The 18,304-nt window shown below is 69.4% G+C and carries 16 protein-coding genes; 5 read left to right on the forward strand and 11 right to left on the reverse strand.

All coding sequences use genetic code 11. The features are described from left to right. Window positions 1-187, reverse strand: a 187-nt coding sequence (locus E0H50_RS44050; RefSeq protein ID WP_238151554.1) for a hypothetical protein, incomplete at its 3' end; no start/stop codon positions are given. Here E0H50_RS44050 and E0H50_RS33120 point away from each other — a divergent pair. Beyond that, window positions 110-700 carry an HNH endonuclease family protein gene (locus E0H50_RS33120; protein WP_238151552.1) on the forward strand — a complete coding sequence of 197 codons (591 nt, stop codon included), beginning with the start codon at window positions 110-112 and terminating at the stop codon, window positions 698-700. The two genes, E0H50_RS44050 and E0H50_RS33120, sit on opposite strands and share 78 nt — an antisense overlap. 340 nt (window positions 701-1,040) lie before the next feature. Here E0H50_RS33120 and E0H50_RS33125 read toward each other — a convergent pair whose 3' ends face one another. Continuing rightward, the gene (locus E0H50_RS33125) at window positions 1,041-4,649 is read right to left on the reverse strand and encodes a GH116 family glycosyl hydrolase (RefSeq protein ID WP_202868441.1); all 3,609 of its coding nucleotides are present in this window, start codon (window positions 4,647-4,649) and stop codon (window positions 1,041-1,043) included. 269 nt (window positions 4,650-4,918) lie between these two features. Between E0H50_RS33125 and E0H50_RS33130 the strand changes: the two genes are divergently transcribed. Both E0H50_RS33130 and E0H50_RS33135 read left to right on the forward strand, forming a co-directional pair. Beyond that, a complete protein-coding gene (locus E0H50_RS33130) occupies window positions 4,919-6,292 on the forward strand; it encodes an MFS transporter (protein ID WP_131294941.1) in 1,374 nt (457 codons plus the stop codon). Window positions 6,293-6,364: 72 nt separating this feature from the next. Then, the gene (locus E0H50_RS33135) at window positions 6,365-8,344 is read left to right on the forward strand and encodes a heparinase II/III domain-containing protein (protein ID WP_238151540.1); all 1,980 of its coding nucleotides are present in this window, start codon (window positions 6,365-6,367) and stop codon (window positions 8,342-8,344) included. Here E0H50_RS33135 and E0H50_RS33140 read toward each other — a convergent pair. Then, complete coding sequence (locus E0H50_RS33140) at window positions 8,337-9,677, reverse strand: NAD(P)/FAD-dependent oxidoreductase (protein WP_131294942.1); 1,341 nt, start codon at window positions 9,675-9,677, stop codon at window positions 8,337-8,339. The genes E0H50_RS33135 and E0H50_RS33140 overlap by 8 nt on opposite strands. 166 nt (window positions 9,678-9,843) lie before the next feature. Here E0H50_RS33140 and E0H50_RS33145 point away from each other — a divergent pair, with 166 nt between their 5' ends. Continuing rightward, complete coding sequence (locus tag E0H50_RS33145) at window positions 9,844-11,574, forward strand: L-aspartate oxidase (RefSeq protein WP_131294943.1); 1,731 nt, start codon at window positions 9,844-9,846, stop codon at window positions 11,572-11,574. Between the two features lie 22 nt (window positions 11,575-11,596). Here the strand turns inward: E0H50_RS33145 and E0H50_RS33150 are convergent, their stop codons facing one another. The 7 genes from E0H50_RS33150 to E0H50_RS33180 all read right to left on the reverse strand — a co-directional run bounded on the left by E0H50_RS33150 (window position 11,597) and on the right by E0H50_RS33180 (window position 16,214). Then, window positions 11,597-12,265 carry an NADPH-dependent F420 reductase gene (locus E0H50_RS33150; protein ID WP_131294944.1) on the reverse strand — a complete coding sequence of 223 codons (669 nt, stop codon included), beginning with the start codon at window positions 12,263-12,265 and terminating at the stop codon, window positions 11,597-11,599. Then, window positions 12,262-13,299 (reverse strand): LLM class flavin-dependent oxidoreductase, encoded by a 1,038-nt coding sequence (locus E0H50_RS33155; protein WP_131294945.1) that lies wholly within the window; start codon window positions 13,297-13,299, stop codon window positions 12,262-12,264. Before E0H50_RS33155 ends, E0H50_RS33150 begins: the two co-directional genes overlap by 4 nt. A gap of 70 nt (window positions 13,300-13,369) precedes the next feature. Then, a complete protein-coding gene (locus E0H50_RS33160; protein ID WP_131294946.1) occupies window positions 13,370-13,735 on the reverse strand; it encodes a sigma-70 family RNA polymerase sigma factor family protein in 366 nt (121 codons plus the stop codon). A gap of 13 nt (window positions 13,736-13,748) precedes the next feature. Next, the gene (locus E0H50_RS33165; RefSeq protein ID WP_131294947.1) at window positions 13,749-14,618 is read right to left on the reverse strand and encodes an RNA polymerase sigma-70 factor; all 870 of its coding nucleotides are present in this window, start codon (window positions 14,616-14,618) and stop codon (window positions 13,749-13,751) included. Between the two features lie 10 nt (window positions 14,619-14,628). Further along, entirely contained in the window at window positions 14,629-14,826 is a 198-nt protein-coding gene (locus tag E0H50_RS33170; protein ID WP_131294948.1) for a hypothetical protein, read from the reverse strand. Beyond that, window positions 14,823-15,572 (reverse strand): SDR family oxidoreductase, encoded by a 750-nt coding sequence (locus tag E0H50_RS33175; RefSeq protein WP_131294949.1) that lies wholly within the window; start codon window positions 15,570-15,572, stop codon window positions 14,823-14,825. The genes E0H50_RS33170 and E0H50_RS33175 overlap by 4 nt, the downstream gene beginning before the upstream one ends. Before the next feature lie 78 nt (window positions 15,573-15,650). Continuing rightward, window positions 15,651-16,214, reverse strand: a complete 564-nt coding sequence (locus E0H50_RS33180; protein ID WP_131294950.1) for a TetR/AcrR family transcriptional regulator — start codon at window positions 16,212-16,214, stop codon at window positions 15,651-15,653. An 88-nt stretch (window positions 16,215-16,302) separates the two neighbouring features. Between E0H50_RS33180 and E0H50_RS33185 the strand changes: the two genes are divergently transcribed. Then, on the forward strand, window positions 16,303-17,232 hold the full coding sequence (locus E0H50_RS33185) for an SDR family oxidoreductase (protein ID WP_131294951.1): 930 nt from the start codon (window positions 16,303-16,305) through the stop codon (window positions 17,230-17,232). A 78-nt stretch (window positions 17,233-17,310) separates the two neighbouring features. Here E0H50_RS33185 and E0H50_RS33190 read toward each other — a convergent pair whose 3' ends face one another. Further along, complete coding sequence (locus E0H50_RS33190) at window positions 17,311-18,303, reverse strand: Gfo/Idh/MocA family protein (protein WP_131294952.1); 993 nt, start codon at window positions 18,301-18,303, stop codon at window positions 17,311-17,313. Window position 18,304: the final 1 nt, after the last annotated feature.

Below are 18,304 nucleotides of genomic sequence, written 5' to 3' on the forward strand. Positions count from 1 at the left end.
ACGCCTCGTCACCAAGGCCATCCGCCGCGCCCTGAACACCCGCGACCGCGGCTGCGTGATCTGCAACGCGCCACCGGTCATGTGCGACGCACATCACCTCATCTCCTGGATCGACGGCGGCGAAACCAAGATCGAGAACCTCGTTCTGCTGTGCCGCCGCGACCACACCGACCTGCACCACGGCCACTGGACCATCACCATCACCAACGGCCAAGTCCACGTCACCAGACCCACCTGGGCCGACCCACCACCCCGTCCACACAGACCAGCGGACGAGGTATCCCAGGCACGCGAGCCAGAGGGACGCCCCAGACCCCTGGATCCAACGGACGACGCATCCCGAGGGCATAAGCCCCCGGGTGATCGCCCCACGCGCCCTGATCCAGCGGACGCATCCCGGGCGCACGAGTCGCTGGACGGGCAGCCCACGCGCTCTGGTCCATCGGACGGCGGACTCACGTCCACGGGAACCCCGAGGGCCCAGACCTCAACCCCAGCGGACGATCCGTGGGGTGGGACCGACCTGCCCGCGGCTTCCGCACCAACTGTCGGACCGAGCCGCTGGCACGCCGACGAGCAGACGCGGGCGGAGGCAGCTCGATTCGCGGTCTGGGGCGACGAGCCGCCGGAGTACTCATCGGTGCGGAACCGGGCCACGAACGACACCGGTACCGGCCCGCCCTCCTTCGCGACAATCTGACCCCACTCACTCGGTCCCCGCGATCCGCGGGCCGGCACGCGGACCTGCCCTGGCGGAGTGTGCCGGTGCCCGAGGAGTTCCGCAGCTGCCTTGTGTGGCGGAATGTACGTGCCGGGACTGGGGACCGCGCCGCCGCCGCCTGACCGACCGACGCCGGGTCAGTGGCGAGCCGGGGCAGTCGTCTCGGCGATCGCCGAGACCGGTCGCGAGGTGCCGCTCTGTGCGCCAGATCCGTACACCGAGACCGCCTCGGGCGAGTCGGAGGTCGTCTTTGTGCGCCAGATCCGTGCGCCGAGGTCGTTGCTGTACGGACCTGGTGCACAAAGAGCGCCAGGCAGGACTACCTGAGCGTTATGTCCAGGGTCTGGCCGGCTGCGAGCGTTGCCTGCCTGGTCAGGGTGACTACGGCGCGGTTGCCGGTGGCAACTAGCTGGGCGGGGAGGCGGTTGTGGCCGACGCGGACCTCGGCGTGGTGTGCGGGCTTGGTGGTTTCGAAGGCGAGGGTGGTCAGGGTCAGGCGGCCGTAGCGGAGCTCGACCGAGGCGGTGAGGGTGGCGGGGGTACGGCGTTGGAGGTACAGGCCCCAGCCTTCGGCGGTGGTGAAGGCGGTGCGGAAGTCTTCGGGGTGGAGGCGGGGGGCGAAGCCGAGGTGGCCCTTGGGGCCGTGGTGTTCGTAGCCGCAGGCGGCCAGGTAGGTGCCGTAGCTCATCATGGCGCGGGCGTAGTGGTCGCTGGCTTCGATCTCGTTGTAGGGATTGCGTTTTTCGGCCGAATAGCGTTCGTACATCGCGCGGGTGACGGCCAGGGCCTCGGCGGTCATGCCCTCGGAGAACAGGTGTGCGGCGAACTGGTACTCCTGCCCGGTCCACACCTCGTTGAAGTACATCAGACCGCGTGTCTCGGCCGACCCGCCGTGCGGCCAGGTCGCCATGATCACGCCGCTCTCCCCCTCGGTCGTGTACACCCGCCCGGCCCCGATGCCCGGCGGCCGGTACGTCCCGGGGTCGGCCCGGAAGTTCGTCTCGTACAACTGCCCGAGCGCGGTGCGCGCCTGGTCGGCCGGGAAGACCCGCGGTAGTCCGAGCTGTGCCGCGTACGTCTGCCCGTACATCTGGTCGATGAACAACCCACGGTTGCTGTTCTCGGCGGTCGGATGCGCCGGATCGACCTTCTGCACGTAGTACCCGTACTCGTCGTTCCACAACGTCTCGGCCAGGTACGCCGACCCGCGTTCGGCGATCGCCGCGTATCGGGCCGCGCCGGCATCGTCGCCGACCTCGCCCGCCATCGCGGCGGCGGCCCGGAGCGAGGCGACGTACAGGCCGCTGATCCACGGCACCTCGCCGAACCACTCGGTGTCGAGCGTGTTCCACTGGCTGCCGCGGAAGATCCCGTCCTCGTCCGGCCCGTCCCGGTGCGTGATCAGGAACTCGACAGCCGTGCGCACGCGGGGCCAGACCCTGCGCAGGAACGTCGAATCCTTGCTCATCTGGTGTTCGCGGTAGATCCGCAGGATCGTCCCGGTCTGCCCGTCGGCGAACGAGGTCGACGCGTCGCCGGCCTCACCGCGGTTGCCGATCTCGCCGCTCGGCCGGAACGCGATGCCGAGGTCGACGCGCTCGCGGGTGTCGCGTTCCAGGTCGGGGAACAGGCGGCCGATCGTCTGCGCGTAGTTCCACACGTGCTCGCAGGTGCCGGCGCAGCAGTACGTCCCCTCCCAGGCGTAGAAGCGGCCGTCGTCCCAGCGGTAGCAGGTGCTCGTGGCGATGGTGGACGCTGTTGCGAGGGTTCGTTCGAGGAACCAGTACGGCAGGGACGAGTCTTCGTACCAGGTCTTCGCCCAGAGCTTCGTGTCGCGCTCGAGGCGGTTCGCGTGCTTGCCGACGTACTCGACGACCTGACGTGCGTTCGAGAAGCGGGTCGCGTAGTGCCGGCGGAAGGTTGAGGCGCCGACGAGTTCGGCGAACAGCTCACGCTCGGGGTTCGGGAAGAACCATCCGTAGGCGAACCGGATCGTCCGCGACTCCCCCGGCGCCAGCGTCACACTCACCGCGACGGACCCGGCCTGCGGCCCGTCCGCATCGGCGGGACCGTCGGCCGAGTCGAAGAGCGCATCAACCGACGACCAGTCCGCAATCGACGGCCGAGTGACCACACCCAGCCCGCGACCTCCAGCGGCACCCGCGGCACCGGCGGCACCGGCGGCTCCAGAAGCACCGGCGGCTCCAGGAGCTCCGGCGGGTCCAGGCGCTCCAGGGGTGAGGGCGGCGAGCGCGAAGGTGCCACCGTCGGGGCGGTCCGCGACTGGCTGGCGGCGGATCGGGCGGTCGCTGAACAGGATCCGGTCGACGTTGACATGGCCCCAGCCGCCGGTGTGATTGTCGACAATCTGAATGCGTGCATTCCGACCGGCGTACTGGCCCACATCCATCGACACCGCGGTCAGCGGCTCGATATCCGTCCCCGTCGCCGAAGCCACCACCTTCCCGTCGACCACGACGTTCAGACACGTCTCCCCCTTGTGGTGCCCGCCGCCGACCCACGCCGTGACGAACCGCCGCTCGATCACGAACTCGCGGCTGGTCAGCGAGCCGGTGAACCGATCCGGGTCACCGGTCTCGCGGAAGTTGTACGACGTGACGAACCGCCCACTCACGTTCAACTCGGTGCGCACCCCGAACGGCCGCCGGAACCCGTCCGGCGTCTCGGCCGCGGTCACCGGGCCAGCACCGAACGCGTCACCCGTCACAGTCCACCCGTCGTACGTCGGCCGGTCCCAGGTCTCGAACACGATGTCCGGCCGATCCGTGAACACGATCGCGTCGCAGCTGACATGACCCCAACCGCCGGTCTGATTGTCAACAATCTCGATGTGAGCAATCCTCCCAGCGAAGGCGCCGAGATCCAGCATCTGCGCAACCAGCGGCTCGCTCTCGTCACCGGTCGCCGACGCCACGACCTGCCCGTCGACGACAACGTTCACGCACGTCTCGCCGGGATGCCGGCCGCCGCTCACGCCGACCGCGACGTACCGGCGCTCGATCGTGAACTCCCGGCTCGTCAGCTTCCCGGTCGACCCGTCGTTCGCGCCGCCCCGGAAGTCGTACGACGTGACGAACCGCGTCCCCGACACGTTCAGGTCGCCGAACCGCTTCATCAGATTCGGTACGTCGACGGGCCGCACCGGGCCCGCACCGAACGCGTCCCCGATGACGGTCCAGCCGTCGTACGTGTCCTTCTCCCAGTCCTCGAACAGAATGTCGCCCTGCTCCGCGCCGGTGTTGTCGATCGCCCCGAACTGGATCCCGCCGGTGAACGCGCGCGCCTGCAGCGTCGTGGGCTGCCGGAGCCGGCTGTCGATGCAGACCGGGTTCTCGGCGTACCCGAGCAGCGTCGCGTGCACCGACGCCGAGGTCGTGTTCCGCAGCGTGAACGCCATGATCGTCGTGGGCAGCGTCGAGTCCAGTGTGGCCAGCGGAACGAACGGCGAGAAGGCCTCCAACCGCACAGACACCGGGCTCTGAGGATCGGCGTACGCGACCCGCCCGATCGGGTACGAACCGGTGAACCGGACGTCCTCGAACCCCGCCGCGTCGACCGTCCGCGTCGTGGTCTGCCCGCGGGTCGTCGTCCGGAGCGCGAACCCCTGCCCGAACTGAGAGGCACCGGGCTGATCGGCGGACAGCGGGAAGGCGTAGTTGTGGCCTGAGAAGTCCGCGCCGCCGAGCGGGAACGAGGACGGATTGAAGATGTCCCAGGCCCACAGCCGCCCGTCGCCGGCCAGGTACACCTGCCCCGTCGTCCCGCCGCCGACCGGCATCCCGATCCTGGGCAGCGCGGCACCGGTGTACGTCGTCGGCGTACCGCGCTCGAACAACACCGCCGGCTCGCGCTCTGGCGGCGCCGCTAGCGCTGCTAGCGCCTGACCTGGGACAGCCAGAGCACCCACCGCGGCAGCGCTCAGGGAGATGAAGGTCCGGCGACTCAGGTGGGCCCGGGGGCAGTCACCGGCACAGGATCGATTCGCACAACCGGGCGGCAGTTCATGCGTCGTCATTCGCGTTCTCCTCAGCGGGACGGCTCTATCGATTCGCGCCTCCGGCGCGGGGGGAGAAATCGATTTCCAGCACCGTAGCCAGCCACCGCCGGGAGGTCAACGGGTCCCGCCTACCGAGATATTGTTCGACGTACATCGAACAGCGACGTAGGGTGGACGGCATGCCCCTGCAGCACCGCCGGTCGGTCGTCGCGCTCGCGCTCATCGCCTCGTTCATGGTCTTCGTCGACAGCACGATCGTGAACGTCACCCTCGCCCAACTCGCGACCCACCTGAACGCGTCCCGCGCCGAGCTCGAGTGGTCGCTGAACGCCTACACCTTGTCGTTCGCCGCACTGATGCTCGGCGCCGGCGCGATCGCCGACGCGATCGGCGCGAAGCGTGCGTTCCTCACCGGACTGCTCGTGTTCACACTCGCGTCGGCGGTCTGCGCGATGGCCGGTTCGATGCTGATGCTGAACCTCGCCCGGCTCGTCCAGGGCGCGGGCTCCGCCCTCCTCCTCCCCAGCGCGCTCGTCCTCGCGACCGCGTCCGCGACCGACGAACACGCGCGCCATCGCCTGGTCAGCTGGTGGGCCGCGGCCGGCGGCGCCGGGATGGCGGCCGGTCCGCTGCTCGGCGGCGGTCTCGTCGCGCTCGCGAACTGGCGTGCCGTCTTCGCGGTCAACGTGGTGATCGGCATCCCCGCCGCGCTCTGGGCCCTGCGCTCGATGCCGGCTGTGCTCAGGCGTACCCGGCGGCTCGACCTGGCCGGGATGGCAACGGCGACCGCGTTCATCGGCGGGCTGGTGTTCGCGTTGATCGAGGCGCCGACGCGCGGCTGGCGTGATCCCGCAGTTCTCGGCGCGAGCCTGCTGACCGTTGCCGGCCTGGTCGCCTTCATCGTGGTCGAACGTTCCGTCCGGGTACCGCTGCTTCCGCTCAAGCTGTACGCCGAACGCGGCTTCGCGACCGCCGCGCTGCAGGGAACGCTGCTGAACTTCGCCTTCTACGGCGTGCTGTTCTCGATGAGCCTGCTGCTCCAGCAGGGGCGCCACCTCAGCGCACTCGTCACCGGGCTGCTGTTCCTGCCGTTGACCGGCCTGATCTCGATCGCGAACCTCGGGTCGGCGCCGCTCGCCCGCCGCCTCGGCCGACCGGCGGTGCTTGCGATCGGGCAGGCGGTCCTGACCCTAGCGCTGCTAGCACTCGCCTGGGCCAGTACGTCGTCCGCGGTCTGGCCGATGGTGCTCGCGCTGATCCCGATCGGGTTCAGCTCCGGTCTGCTCGTTCCGACCATGACCGCCCAGTCCATCGCCGCGGTCGAACCCGGCCTGCACGGCGCCGCCTCGGCCGCGTTCAACACGTCCCGGCAGATCGGCGCGGCGATCGGCGTCGCGACGTTCGGCCCGCTCCTCGGCACCGCGCACGACCTCGCCGGCGGTTTCGTCACCTGCGCGATCGTCGCCGCCGCCGCGAGCATCGCCGGCCTCTGCGTCACCGCGTTCGGCCGCCGTACCCCGGCCCTCGTAGCCGCGGCGGCCCGCGATTCGTGATCCAATCGAACCGGGGGCCGGACGCAACGGATCGGGTGGCTCGGAGCGTTCTTGTTCGGGAGAGGGGGGCGAGTGCCGGAGCCGACGAGGCGGTGGGGCAGGACCGTCGCGCTGACGCTTGTCTGCGTGCTGGTCTGCGGTGTCGCCTTCGCCGGTGCCGTCTTCGTGCTGATGCCGGGTGCCCGCGACCGCGGTACGGCGCCTGTCGCCACCGGATCGCCGACGCCGTCGACCCCCAGCCCGCGCCCCACCCCGAAACCGAGCGTCCCCGACTCGACCTCGAGCGAAGAGCCGCTGCCGGGCGTCGACACCCCGGCAACTCCCCCGCCGTCGACCCCGGTCGTGAACACCGGCACGTACGAGTGCCCCGGCTACAGCGGCATCCAGCTTCCGCTGCCGATGCTGATGACCGACACGTTCTCCTGGGGCGACGACCCGCCGTACAAGGTCGGCAACGGGAACGGCGATGTCAACTGGCGGTCGAACCCGTATCAGAAGCCGAGCTGGTACATGTGGCTGCACTCGCTGCGCTGGCTGGGCAAGGGCATCGAGGCGGGCGCGAAGGGCGATCGTAAGGCGCTGAACCACTCGATGGCGATCATCCGCGACTGGGTGCAGGACAACCCGTACACCTGGAAGGGCGATGTCGGTGCGTGGGAGGCCACGATGCACCGGACCAACGTGTTGCTGTGCGCCCGCCAGGCCGTCCTCACCGCCCTCAAGGTCACCAAGTTGCCCACCCAGTACGCCTGGCTCGACAAGGCGCTGATCGACCACGCCCAGTTCATGATCGTGAACTGGAGCGGTCCGTCGAACCACGGGACCGACGAGAGCATCGCGCTGTTCGGCGTCGGGTGCACGTTGAAGCGGCCGGAGCTGAAAGCACTGGCCGTGAATCGGTTGTCCGAGGCGATCACGAAGGCGATCGACACGCAGGGCTCCACGAACGAGCAGTCGGTCGGGTACGCGATGTTCAACTACCTGTTGTGGGGTCGCGCGACGACCGCCCTGCAGCGGTGCGGGTCGAACCCCGGACCGGTGATCGCCCAGCGACGGGCCGCCCTGTCGGAATGGCTGGCGCTCTCGACCAAGTCCACGGGTGAGTTGCCGCAGGTCGGTGACGCCGTACGGCAGAAGCCGACCGGTGCGGCCGGGACCGCACTCGACTACGTCGCTTCGCTCGGGAAGAAGGGGACGAGACCGTCCAAGCGGGTCGCGGTCTTCGACGCCGGCTACGTGTTCGGCCGGACCGGCTGGGGCGAGACGCGGCCGTTCGCGCAGGAGTCGACATACAGCATCCGGTACGGCGCCGCGCGGACGCTGCACGGTCATGACGACCACATGTCGATCACGTACGCGTCGCACGGACGGGACGTGCTGATCGACCCCGGGCACTCCGGGTACCAGCTCGACAAATGGCAGGCGTGGTCGAAGAGCCAGGCCGCGCACAACGTGATGACCATCCCGTCGGCCGACACCGCGAGCGTGGCGACGCAACTGGTCCGCGCGTCGATCACACCGACCTGGGAGTCGTACTCGCTCGCTGACTCCCCCGCGCCGGGCGTGACCCGGAAACGCGACGTACTCGTGCTGAAGGACCCCGATCTGATCATCACGCTCGACCGCGGCCAGGCGACCGACACGCAGCGGTACGAGACGCTCTGGCACCTAGCGCCCGATCAGAAAGTGAGGGTCCAGTCGCCGACGACCGCCGTCGCCAGTGGCACCAAGTCCAGGACGTACCTGCTGCAGATCCCGTACCAGCAGCAGCCGGCCGCCGACGGCATCACCGTCGTCCAGGGACAGCAGGACCCGGTCCAGGGCTGGTACTACCCCGACATCTTCCACCGCCAGTCGGCGCCCGTGGTCAAGTTCAACCGCAACGGGACGACCGCGACCATCCTGTCCGCAATCGTCCCGGCAGGCTCGACCGAAGCCGTCACCTACAAGACCCGAACCGTCAGCGGCATGTTCTTCGTCGACCTGACCGTCGGCACCCGCAAGGCGACCGTCCGGGTCCAGCAGGACGGTCGCCTCGCCCGCATCAGCTGACGCGCACCGTTTCTGTCGTGGCCTCGGTCTTCTTGGCTTCACTCGCGAACGCCTCGCGCGGGCTCTGCACGGACGCCAGCGACACGATGTCGCGGCCGTAGAAGAACGCCACCAGCCAGATCGACAGCACCCGCATCTTCCGGTCCCACGTCGGGACCGCGAGCACGTGGTACCCGCGGTGCATCAACCAGGCCAGCAGACCCTTGATGACGATCCGCTTGTACTGGAAGATCCCGCTCCCGAGGCCGAGCGTCGCGATCACGCCGAGGCTGTGGTGCACGTAGTTCTTCGGTTCCCGTCCACGCAGCGACCGCAGCAGGTTCTTCGCCAGCACCTTGCCCTGCCGTACGGCGTTCTGCGCGTTGGGGACGGTGTAGCCCTTGCCTGAGGCGAGATCCGGGACCGCCGCGTCGTCGCCGGCCGCCCACGCGTCCGGGATCACCTCGGTCTCGGTCCCGATCCGCAGGTCCGCCCGCACCTGGACGAGTCCGCGTTCGTTGTGCGGCAGATCGGTGTGGTTGCGCAGCAGCCGGGTCGCGGCGTTGCCGGCGGTCCACACGATCAGCTCCGAGTCGAACTCCGTCCCGTCCGACAGCACCACGTGCCCGTCGTCGGCCGACTGCATAAAGGTGTTCAGGTGCACGGCCGCGCCGCGCTTCTCGAGCATCTTCACCACCCACTCGCCGGGCTTGTCGCTCACCTCGGGCAGGATCCGCCCGGTCGCCTCGACCAGGTGGAACGCGAGATCGTCCTCGGACAGCTCCGGGTATTTCTTCAGCAGCGACCGGGCCAGCGACAGCAGCTCGGCGAACCCTTCGACGCCGGAGAACCCGCCGCCCACGAACGTGACCGTCAGCAGCTTGCGCCGCCGCGGCCCCGGCTCCAGCCCGGCCGCCTCGTCGAAGGCGGTGAACAGCCGGTCCCGGATCGCCACGGCTTCCTCGACGTGCTTCATCCCGATCGCCCGATCGGCCACGCCCGGTACGTCGAACGTCCGCGTCACCGCACCGGCGGTCACCGCGATCACGTCGTACGTCAACTGGTAGTCGGGCCCGTCGGCCGGGTGGATCGTCACGGTCTTGTCGGCGTGCGAGATGCCGGTGACCATGCCGGCCACGAGTTTCGTGTGCTTCAGGTTCCGGCGCAGCGACACCGCCGCGTGCCGGGCCTCCACGGAACCGGCGACCACCTCGGGCAGGAACGGCTGGTACGTCATGTACGGCCGCGGGTCGACGACGACCACCTCGGCCTCACCACGCCGCAGCTTCTTCTCCAGCCTCCACGCCGTGTAGAACCCGGCGTACCCGCCGCCCACCACCAAGATCCTGCGCACTGCTCTCTCCGTCCGTCGACTTCTCACAGGTAAGACACCTCGGCCCCGCCGGATGTGACATCGAGACCTAACAGACAGTCCTTGTGTGACCAGGAAGACAGTCACACAAGCACACTCTGCGGTGTCCTTCTTCATGAGTCCACCCAACACTCGTGAAGGAGAACAGATGAGCATCACCGAACAGCAGATCGCCACGTCCGTCCTGGTGATCGGGACCGGTGGTGCCGGGCTTCGAGCGGCGATCGAGCTGGCCGAGCAGGGGGTCGAAGTTCTTGCCCTCGGCAAGCGCCCGCGGTCCGACGCGCACACCTCGCTGGCCGCCGGCGGTATCAACGCGGCGCTCGCCACCATGGACGACCAGGACACCTGGCAGCAGCACGCGGCCGACACGCTCCAGGAGAGCTACTTGCTCGCGAACCCGGTCACCGTGCAGATCGTCGCCCAGGGCGCCGCGCGCGGGATCGAGGACCTCGAGCGCTGGGGTATGCCGTTCGCGCGCGAGGCCGACGGCCGGATCTCGCAGCGGTTCTTCGGCGCGCACACGTACCGCCGGACCGCGTTCGCCGGCGACTACACCGGCCTGGAGATCCAGCGCACGTTGATCAACCGGGCGGTCCAGCTCGGCGTACCGATCCTGGACACGGTCTACGTGACCCGGATCCTGGTGAAGGACAACGCGGTCTTCGGCGCCTACGGTTTCGACCTGACGACCGGCCGGCGCTACCTGATCCACGCCGACGCGGTGATCCTGGCCGCGGGCGGTCACACCCGGATCTGGCGCCGTACGTCGTCCCGCCGTGACGAGAACACCGGCGACGCGTTCCGGCTCGCTGTCCTCGCGGGCGGGAAGCTGCGCGACCCCGAGCTCGTCCAGTTCCACCCGTCCGGCCTGATCGAACCCGAGAACGCGGCGGGCACGCTCGTCTCCGAGGCCGCCCGCGGCGAAGGCGGCCAGCTGCGCAACGCGCTCGGCGAACGGTTCATGGCCCGGTACGACGCCGAACGGATGGAGCTGTCCACCCGGGACCGGGTCGCGCTCGCGGAGTACACCGAGATCGCCCAGGGTCGTGGTACGCCGAACGGCGGTGTCTGGCTGGACGTGTCGCACCTCCCCCGCGAGACGATCATGCGGCGGCTGCCGCGGGTGTACCAGACGCTGCTCGAACTGCAGATGCTCGACATCACCAAGCAGCCGATCGAGATCGCGCCGACCGCGCACTACTCGATGGGCGGCGTCTGGGTGCGTCCCGAGGACCACGGCACCGGCGTCGACGGTCTGTGGGCGATCGGCGAGGCCGCGAGCGGACTGCACGGCGCGAACCGGCTCGGCGGCAACTCGCTGATCGAGCTGCTGGTCTTCGGCCGGATCGTCGCCGAGGAAGCCGCGAAGTACTCGAGCGGCCGCGAGGCCCAGCGGCGTTCGGCCGACGCCGTCGGCGAAGCGCGCGCGGAGATCGACCAGCTGCTGACGAACGACGGTCCGGAGAACGTCCGCGCCCTGCAGCGCGCCCTCCGCGACACCATGACGGCGCGGGCCGGCGTCGTTCGCGACGAGGACGGGCTGCGGGCCGGGATCGCGGAACTGACCGAGGTCGAGGAACGGATCACGCAGGTCGGCGTCCATCCGGACATCGCCGGCTTCCAGGACCTCGCGCACGCCTTCGACCTGAAGGCGTCGGCGCTGGCCGCCCGCGCGACCCTCGACGCAGCCCTGGTACGACGGGAGACCCGCGGCTGCCACAACCGCTCGGACTTCCCGGAACTCGACGAATCCCTCCAGGTCAACCTCGTCTGGTCAGGTCCCGACGCAATCGAGAAAGAACCGATCCCAGCGATCCCCGACGACCTCCGGCCACTGATGCGCCACGTCGAAACCGACGGCAAGCTGGTCGAGTAAGCCTCGGCAGAAGCGGCCGGGGTCAGGTCGCGCGGGCCTGCCGGATCTCCTGGCCGCGCACAGTGTCCGGGAACCGCGCGAGCATCGCCCGCAGCTCATCAGCGTCGACGTTGGCACCGAACGGCTCCGTCCCCGGTTCGAGACGCTTGCCCTCGGCAAGCGGTCCGGCGAGGACTGGGTCGAACCCGAGCGCGTCGACGATCCGGGCCACCTGCTCCGCGTCCGACGCATCGCCGGCGACGGCGATCGCCTTGCGGCCGGGGGCTCCGGCGGGACGCGCACCTTCGTCGAGGTCGTGGTAGCCCATGTGGTTGAAGGCCTTGACGACGCGGGAGTCCGGAAGGAACCGCTGGACGATCTCCGACGACGACGTCCGCGGATCGGTGAGGTCGTCGCGGATGCCGTCGACCTCCCACCAGTAGTTCATCGCGTCGATCACGAGCTTGCCGCGCAGGGCCTCCACCGGGACGGTCCGGTGCTTGCCCAGCGGGAGCGCGAGGATCACCGCATCGGCCTCGGCGACGGCTTCGGCGGCCGTCGTGGCCACGGCTCCGGGTGTGACGACCTCGACGATCAATGCGATCCTCGAGACGTCACCCGAGCCGGCGATCAGCACGCGATAACCGGCCGCGACCGCGAGCCGCGCCAGCACCGTCCCGACCTTCCCCGCGCCGAGAATCGCGATCGTCATGCGGACTCCTCCAGGATCTCGCGCACCAGCGGGATCACCTTCGTGCCGTACAACTCGACCGCCTTCAGTCGCGCGCTGGTCGGCAGCGGACCACCCGAGTAGATCAGGTCGAACCGCTCCACCCCGAGCGCCTGCACCGCGCCCGCGATCCGGTGCGCCACCGTCTCCGGCGAACCGACGTACATAGACCCGTGCAGCACCTCGGACTCGAACTCCTCGCGCTTCAGCGGCGGCCAGCCGCGCAACGCCCCGATCCGGTCCCGCATCACCTTGTACGGCGCGTAGTAGATCTCCTTCGCCTGCTCGTCGGTCTCCGCGACGAACCCCGGCGAGTGCATCCCGACCGGATGCGCGACGGTCCCGAATTGCTGCGCCGCCCGTTGGTACAGATCGATGTACGGCGCGAACCGCTCCGGGGACCCGCCGATGATCGCGAGCATCAGCGGCAACCCGTAGTACGCCGTACGCACCACGGACTGCGGCGATCCGCCGACGCCGACCCACGTGTCCAACCGGCCGGACTCGGTCTTCGGGTACACCTCGATGTTGTCGAGCGCCGCCCGCACGGTGCCTTCCCAGGTCACCGGCTTCTCGTCGAGCAACTGCACGAACAGCTGCAGCTTCTCCTCGAACAGTACGTCGTAGTCGGCCAGGTCGTACCCGAACAGCGGGAACGACTCGGTGAACGATCCACGCCCGAGGATCACCTCGGCGCGCCCGTTGGACAACGCGTCCACCGTCGAGAACCGCTGGAACACCCGCACCGGGTCGTCCGAGCTCAGCACCGTCACGCCGGACCCGAGCTTGATGTTCGAGGTCCGGGTCGCGATGCCGGCCAGCACCGTCTCCGGGGACGAGATCGAGAACTCGGGCCGGTGGTGCTCGCCGAGCGCGATCGCGTCCACCCCGATCTGGTCGGCCAGGACGGCCTCGTCCACGACCTGCCGGATCGCCGCCGCGGCCGTCACCGGCGCACCGCTGTCGTCCACCGGGATGTCCCCGAACGTGTCCAGCCCAAAGGCCAACTCGGCCATCTCCGCACTCTCCTGTCCGCTCGTCTGCACCAAGTCTAGGTTGACACGTCAACACCAGACCGAGCGGGGTTCATTCCCGAGAGCGCCAGTGCCGGAGCTTGTCCGGGTTCAGCACGATCCAGACGGCGGCGACCTTCGCGCTGGTCACCCGTACGCTGACCACTGCGACCACGTTCCCGGTGTCCCGCAGTACGACGCCCGGCTGACCGTTCACCGCCTCGACCGTCAACGCGAGCTCCGGCCGCAGCAGGTCGGTCAGGCACCGCGCGACCTGAGCCGGCCCACGGACCGGCTCCAGCCGGGCCGGTACCTGCCCGCCGCCATCGGTGATCGCAACGACCTCCGCGGTCAGCAGGCTCCGCAGAGCTCCGCCGCTGCCCGCCCGGCAGGCGGTCGCGAACCGGTGCACGACGGCGTGATCGCCTCGCTCGACCACAGGCACCTCCCGCTCAAGCGATCGCGGTCAGCTTGGCCGGGTTCATCTGCCACAACACTTCGTCGATCCCCTCGTCCGACGCGGTCACGGTGCAGACCGCGAACACGTCGCCGCCGTCCCGGCGCAGCATCGCGACGGCGCGGCCGTTCGCCGTACCGAACTCGACCTCGACGCCGATCCAGAAGTGCTCGTGGAAGGCCCGGTAGTACTTCGCGACCCGCTCGTACCCGACCACCGGGAACTTCGACACCTGCCGCGCCCCGTTGCCGTCTGAGTAGCTGATCGCGTCCTTCGCCAGCAGCTCCTCGAGGACGGCGACGTCACCCGACCGGGCCGCCGCGATGAACGCCGACAGCAACGTCTTCTGCTCACTCCCGCTGACCTCGGTACGGCGTTCCGCCCGGATCCGTTTGCGCGCCCGGCTGACGAGCTGGCGCACCGCCGCCTCGGTCGACTGCAGCATCGCGGCCAACTCGTCGTACGGGTAGTCGAACGCCTCCCGCAGGATGTACGCCGCGCGCTCGGTGGGCGACAGCCGTTCGAGCACGAGGAGCACCGCGAAGCTCAGCGCCTCCCCGCGCTCGGCGCCGAGGTACGGATCGGCGCTGGTGTCGACCGGCTCGGGCAGCCACGGCCCGATGTAGGTCTCCCGGCGGGCACGCGCGGACTGGCTCGCGTTGATCGCGAGCCTCGTCACCGCCGTCGACAGGTACGCGACCGGGCTCTGGACCGCACTGCGGTCCGCGGCCTGCCAGCGCAGCCACACCTCCTGGACGAGATCCTCGGCCTCGGTGTGGCTGCCCAGCATCCGGTACGCGATCCCCATCAGCCGCGGCCGCACCGCGTCGAAGACCGCGACCGCATCATCGAGCTCATCGGTCATCAGCTGGATGTTACGACTCCGAGTCCGTCTCCAGCGCCTCGATCGCGCTGTGCAGGCTGTTCAGGTCTGCTGCTTCCACCTGCGCCTCGTACGGGTCGAGCACCCAGTCGGCGTCGTCGTCAGGTGGAGTGCCCGCCTTGTCCAGCGCGATGTCCGCCTCGACCTCGACGTCCAGCTCGTGCAGGAAGTCGTCCTTGCCCATGGTCATCGACCACCCTGTGCGGCGTACCACTCGTCGTAGTGCACCTCGCCGAGAGTGGCCTCGCCGATCGGGACCAGGCTGCGCTCGGTGAGCTCGGAGCCGAAGTACCGCGCGTGCTCGTCGGTGACCACCTCACGGGTGTCACCGCGCTCGGCCAGTGCCTTGCGGAAGAACTCGTCCATCCGGTACTCGTCCGGCCCGGCGATGTCGATCCGCGCGTTCAGCGGCTCGCCCGTCGCCACCCGGGCCAGGTTCGCCGCGACGTCGTCGGCCGCGATCGGCGCCCAGGCGACCGGCGCAATGTGCACCTTGCCGTCGTCCCACGTGCCCTCGTCCGCGATCGCCGCGACGAACTCCATGAACTGGGTCGCGTGCACGAGCGAGTACGGGATGCCAGAGGCCTTGACCAGCGCCTCCTGCGCGAGCTTGGCGGCGAAGTAGGCGTTGTCCGGCAGCCGCTCGGTGCCGACGATCGAGATGCCGACGTGGTGGCGGACCCCGGCAGCGTCCTCGGCCTGCAGCAGGTTCCCGGTCGAGGTCTTGAAGAACTCCATCACCGGCCCGGCCTCGAACGACGGCGAGTTCGCCACGTCGACGACCACGTCGGCGCCCTTCAGCACGTCCGCCAGCCCCTCGCCGGTGATCGTGTTGACGCCGGTGCTCGGCGCGGCCGGCACCACCTCGTGCCCGGTGAGCAACGCCGCCAGCTTCGTACCGATCAGTCCGGTGCCGCCGATCACGACGATCTTCATCGCAGAACCCCTTTGCTTGTCTGAACTGTCTTATAGCTGTCACCAGATAAGACAGGGCACCCGCCGGGCGTGTGACAGTCAGGCAGTAAGAGCTGCGAGATTCTTCAGCGTCGCCTGGAGGACGTCTCCGATCGGTACGTCGTCCGGCGCGGCGATCCAGCGCTCGAACGAGACCCGGAACACCGCGACGCCGGTCTCGGCCGCCAGTGCGGCGACGTCCGGGGCGACGCCGCGGGCGAGCAGGCCGTCGGTGAGAGCTGTCGTCAGCGTGGCCATCTTGATCAGTTCACGCTCGCGCAGCTCCGGCGTCGACGTGATGACGGCGGCGCGCCGGCGGGAGTAGTCCCGGCGGATGTCGTCGAAGAACTCGGCCGTGGCGAGGACAGCCGCGGTGACCGCCTCCATCGGGGACGCGTCCGGCGGCGCCGCGGCCAGCGCCTCGACCATGTGCCGCTCGAGCTGCTCGGATCCGGCGAACAGCACCTCCCGCTTGTCCGCGAAGTGCCGGAAGAACGTCCGCGCGGTGACCCCGGCCCGATCGGCGATCTCGGCGACGGTCGTGCCGTCGTACCCGCGCTCGGCGTACAGCGCCATCGCCGCCTCCCGCAGCCGCCCGGCCGCGTCCGGCTCCCACCGTCCCATACGGTCGATCCTAACCGATGTCATCGAGTGACATCAGAGGTGTAGCATCGGTGATGTCAGTCAATGACATCACTCGAAAGGTACGTTCATGCGCGTCTTCATCACCGGAGCGTCCGGACACGTCGGCTCGGCCCTCGTCCCGGAGCTCCTGCACAACGGTCACCAGGTCCTCGGCCTGGCCCGCTCCGACGAGTCGGCGAAACGGCTGACCGAGTGGGGCGCCGAGGCGGTCCGCGGCGACCTGGACGATCTCGATCGGCTCCGTGCGGCAGCGGCCGCCGCGGACGGCGTCATCCACCTCGCCTTCCGGCACGACCTGATGGTCGCCGGAGATCTGGCCGGCGCAGCCGAGTCCGACCTCGCGGCGCTGCACGCCCTGGGCGACGCGTTGGCCGGCACGAACAAACCCTTGGTCAGTACGTCGGGCACGGGAATGATCGCCGGTTTCGTCCAGGGCCGCCCGGGCACTGAGGCCGACGTCTCGCCCGCCGGTGGATACCGCATCGACGCGGAGAACCTGGTCGTCTCGCTGGCAGACCGGGGCGTCCGCTCGTCGATCGTCCGGCTCCCCCAGGTGCACAGCGAACTCGACCACAATGGCTTCGTACCGTCGCTGATCCGGTTCGCCCGGCAGAACGGCTTCGCGGCGTACGTCGGCGACGGGTCGAACCGGTGGCCGGCGGTGCACACCCTGGACGCCGCCCGGCTCTACCGCCTGGCCCTCGAGTCGGCGCCCGCGGGTTCCCGCCTGCACGCGGTCCACGACGAGGGCGTCCCTCTCCGCACCATCGCGGAGGCCATCGGCCGCGGGATCCATGTCCCGACCCGCTCGATCACCACCGAGCAGGCGCCGGAGTACCTCGGTTTCCTGGCCGGCTTCGCTGCCATGGACAACCCGACCACGGCGACGTCGACGACCGAACTGCTCGACTGGCACCCGACCCAGCCGACCCTGCTCGACGACCTCGCCAAGCCGTTCTACTTCGAGGAGGCCCAGACCTCGGCCACCTCCCAGTGACTGGGAACAGGCAATGGTGAGTGGGGACAGGTAATAGCCGGTGCCCACTCACCATTGCCTGTTGCACGTTCCCGCCGGTCAGACCTTCAGGACCGGGGCGATGACCTTGGCCTTCGAGCCTTCGTACGCGGCGAGCAGGATCCCGAGGACGGCGATGCCTTCCTCCTCGGTGTGCAGCGGGCGCGTCTGGCCGGCGAGCGAGTCGGCGAAGTGACCGATCTCGGCGACGAACGTGTCGACCGGTTCGAACTCGAAGGTCTCGGTCTCACCCGACCGGAGGCGGTACGACAGCGTCGTACCGTCGCTGGTCAGCGAACCGAGCTCGCCGACGGCCGAGAACCGCTCGGTGCCGACGGCCGGCTGGTACGCCCAACTGGTCACCAGTTGGCCGACGACGCCGTTGTCGAACCTGATCAGGACCTGCGCGGAGTCCTCGCCCTCCATGAACTTCAACCGGTGCGTGGACAGCATCGCGGTCGCCTCGACCGGCAGCCCGCCGGCGAGGTGCAGCATCAGGTAGGTGGGGTGGTACCCGGTGTCGATGAGCTCGCCACCACCACTGGTCTTGCTGCTCGCCCGCCAGCCCATCGAGCTCGGGTCGAAGTCGTTGTAGAAGCTGTCCGTCGTCCGGACCTCGTACACCGTGCCGATCGTCCCGGCCTGCAGCAGCTCCCGGGCCTTCGCGACCGCCGGCATGAACAACTGGTTGTGCGCGCACATCAGCGTCACGCCGTTCTCGGTCACCGCCTTGCGGACATCCGCTGCCTCCTCGGCGGACAGGCACAGCGGCTTCTCGCACAGGATGTGCTTGCCCGCCTCGGCGGCCGCGACGATCGCGTCCCGGTGCAGGTGGTGCGGCAGACAGATGTCGACCGCGTCCAGCTCCTCGTTCGCGAGCATCTCGCGATAGTCCGTGTACGCCGTGGCGCCGAGCTCCTCGCCCCGCTTCTTCGCGGTGTCCGCGACCGCGTCCGCGACCGCGGTGACACCGATCCGGTCCGCGTGCTGCTGATACCCCTTGATGTGCGCCGACGCGATTCCCCCGGCGCCGATCAGACCGACCTTGATCATC

The sequence above is a fragment of the Kribbella sindirgiensis genome (assembly GCF_004331435.1).
Taxonomy (GTDB): domain Bacteria; phylum Actinomycetota; class Actinomycetes; order Propionibacteriales; family Kribbellaceae; genus Kribbella; species Kribbella sindirgiensis.

Excerpts from the sequence above, each read along its gene's own strand:
- E0H50_RS33165 (WP_131294947.1), bottom strand. The coding sequence starts at position 14,618 with ATGACCGATGAGCTCGATGATGCGGTCGCGGTCTTCGACGCGGTGCGG.
- E0H50_RS33145 (WP_131294943.1), top strand. The coding sequence starts at position 9,844 with ATGAGCATCACCGAACAGCAGATCGCCACGTCCGTCCTGGTGATCGGG.
- E0H50_RS33180 (WP_131294950.1), bottom strand. The coding sequence starts at position 16,214 with ATGGGACGGTGGGAGCCGGACGCGGCCGGGCGGCTGCGGGAGGCGGCG.
- E0H50_RS33155 (WP_131294945.1), bottom strand. The coding sequence starts at position 13,299 with ATGGCCGAGTTGGCCTTTGGGCTGGACACGTTCGGGGACATCCCGGTG.
- E0H50_RS33190 (WP_131294952.1), bottom strand. The coding sequence starts at position 18,303 with ATGATCAAGGTCGGTCTGATCGGCGCCGGGGGAATCGCGTCGGCGCAC.
- E0H50_RS33150 (WP_131294944.1), bottom strand. The coding sequence starts at position 12,265 with ATGACGATCGCGATTCTCGGCGCGGGGAAGGTCGGGACGGTGCTGGCG.
- E0H50_RS33185 (WP_131294951.1), top strand. The coding sequence starts at position 16,303 with ATGCGCGTCTTCATCACCGGAGCGTCCGGACACGTCGGCTCGGCCCTC.
- E0H50_RS33170 (WP_131294948.1), bottom strand. The coding sequence starts at position 14,826 with ATGACCATGGGCAAGGACGACTTCCTGCACGAGCTGGACGTCGAGGTC.
- E0H50_RS33130 (WP_131294941.1), top strand. The coding sequence starts at position 4,919 with ATGCCCCTGCAGCACCGCCGGTCGGTCGTCGCGCTCGCGCTCATCGCC.
- E0H50_RS33175 (WP_131294949.1), bottom strand. The coding sequence starts at position 15,572 with ATGAAGATCGTCGTGATCGGCGGCACCGGACTGATCGGTACGAAGCTG.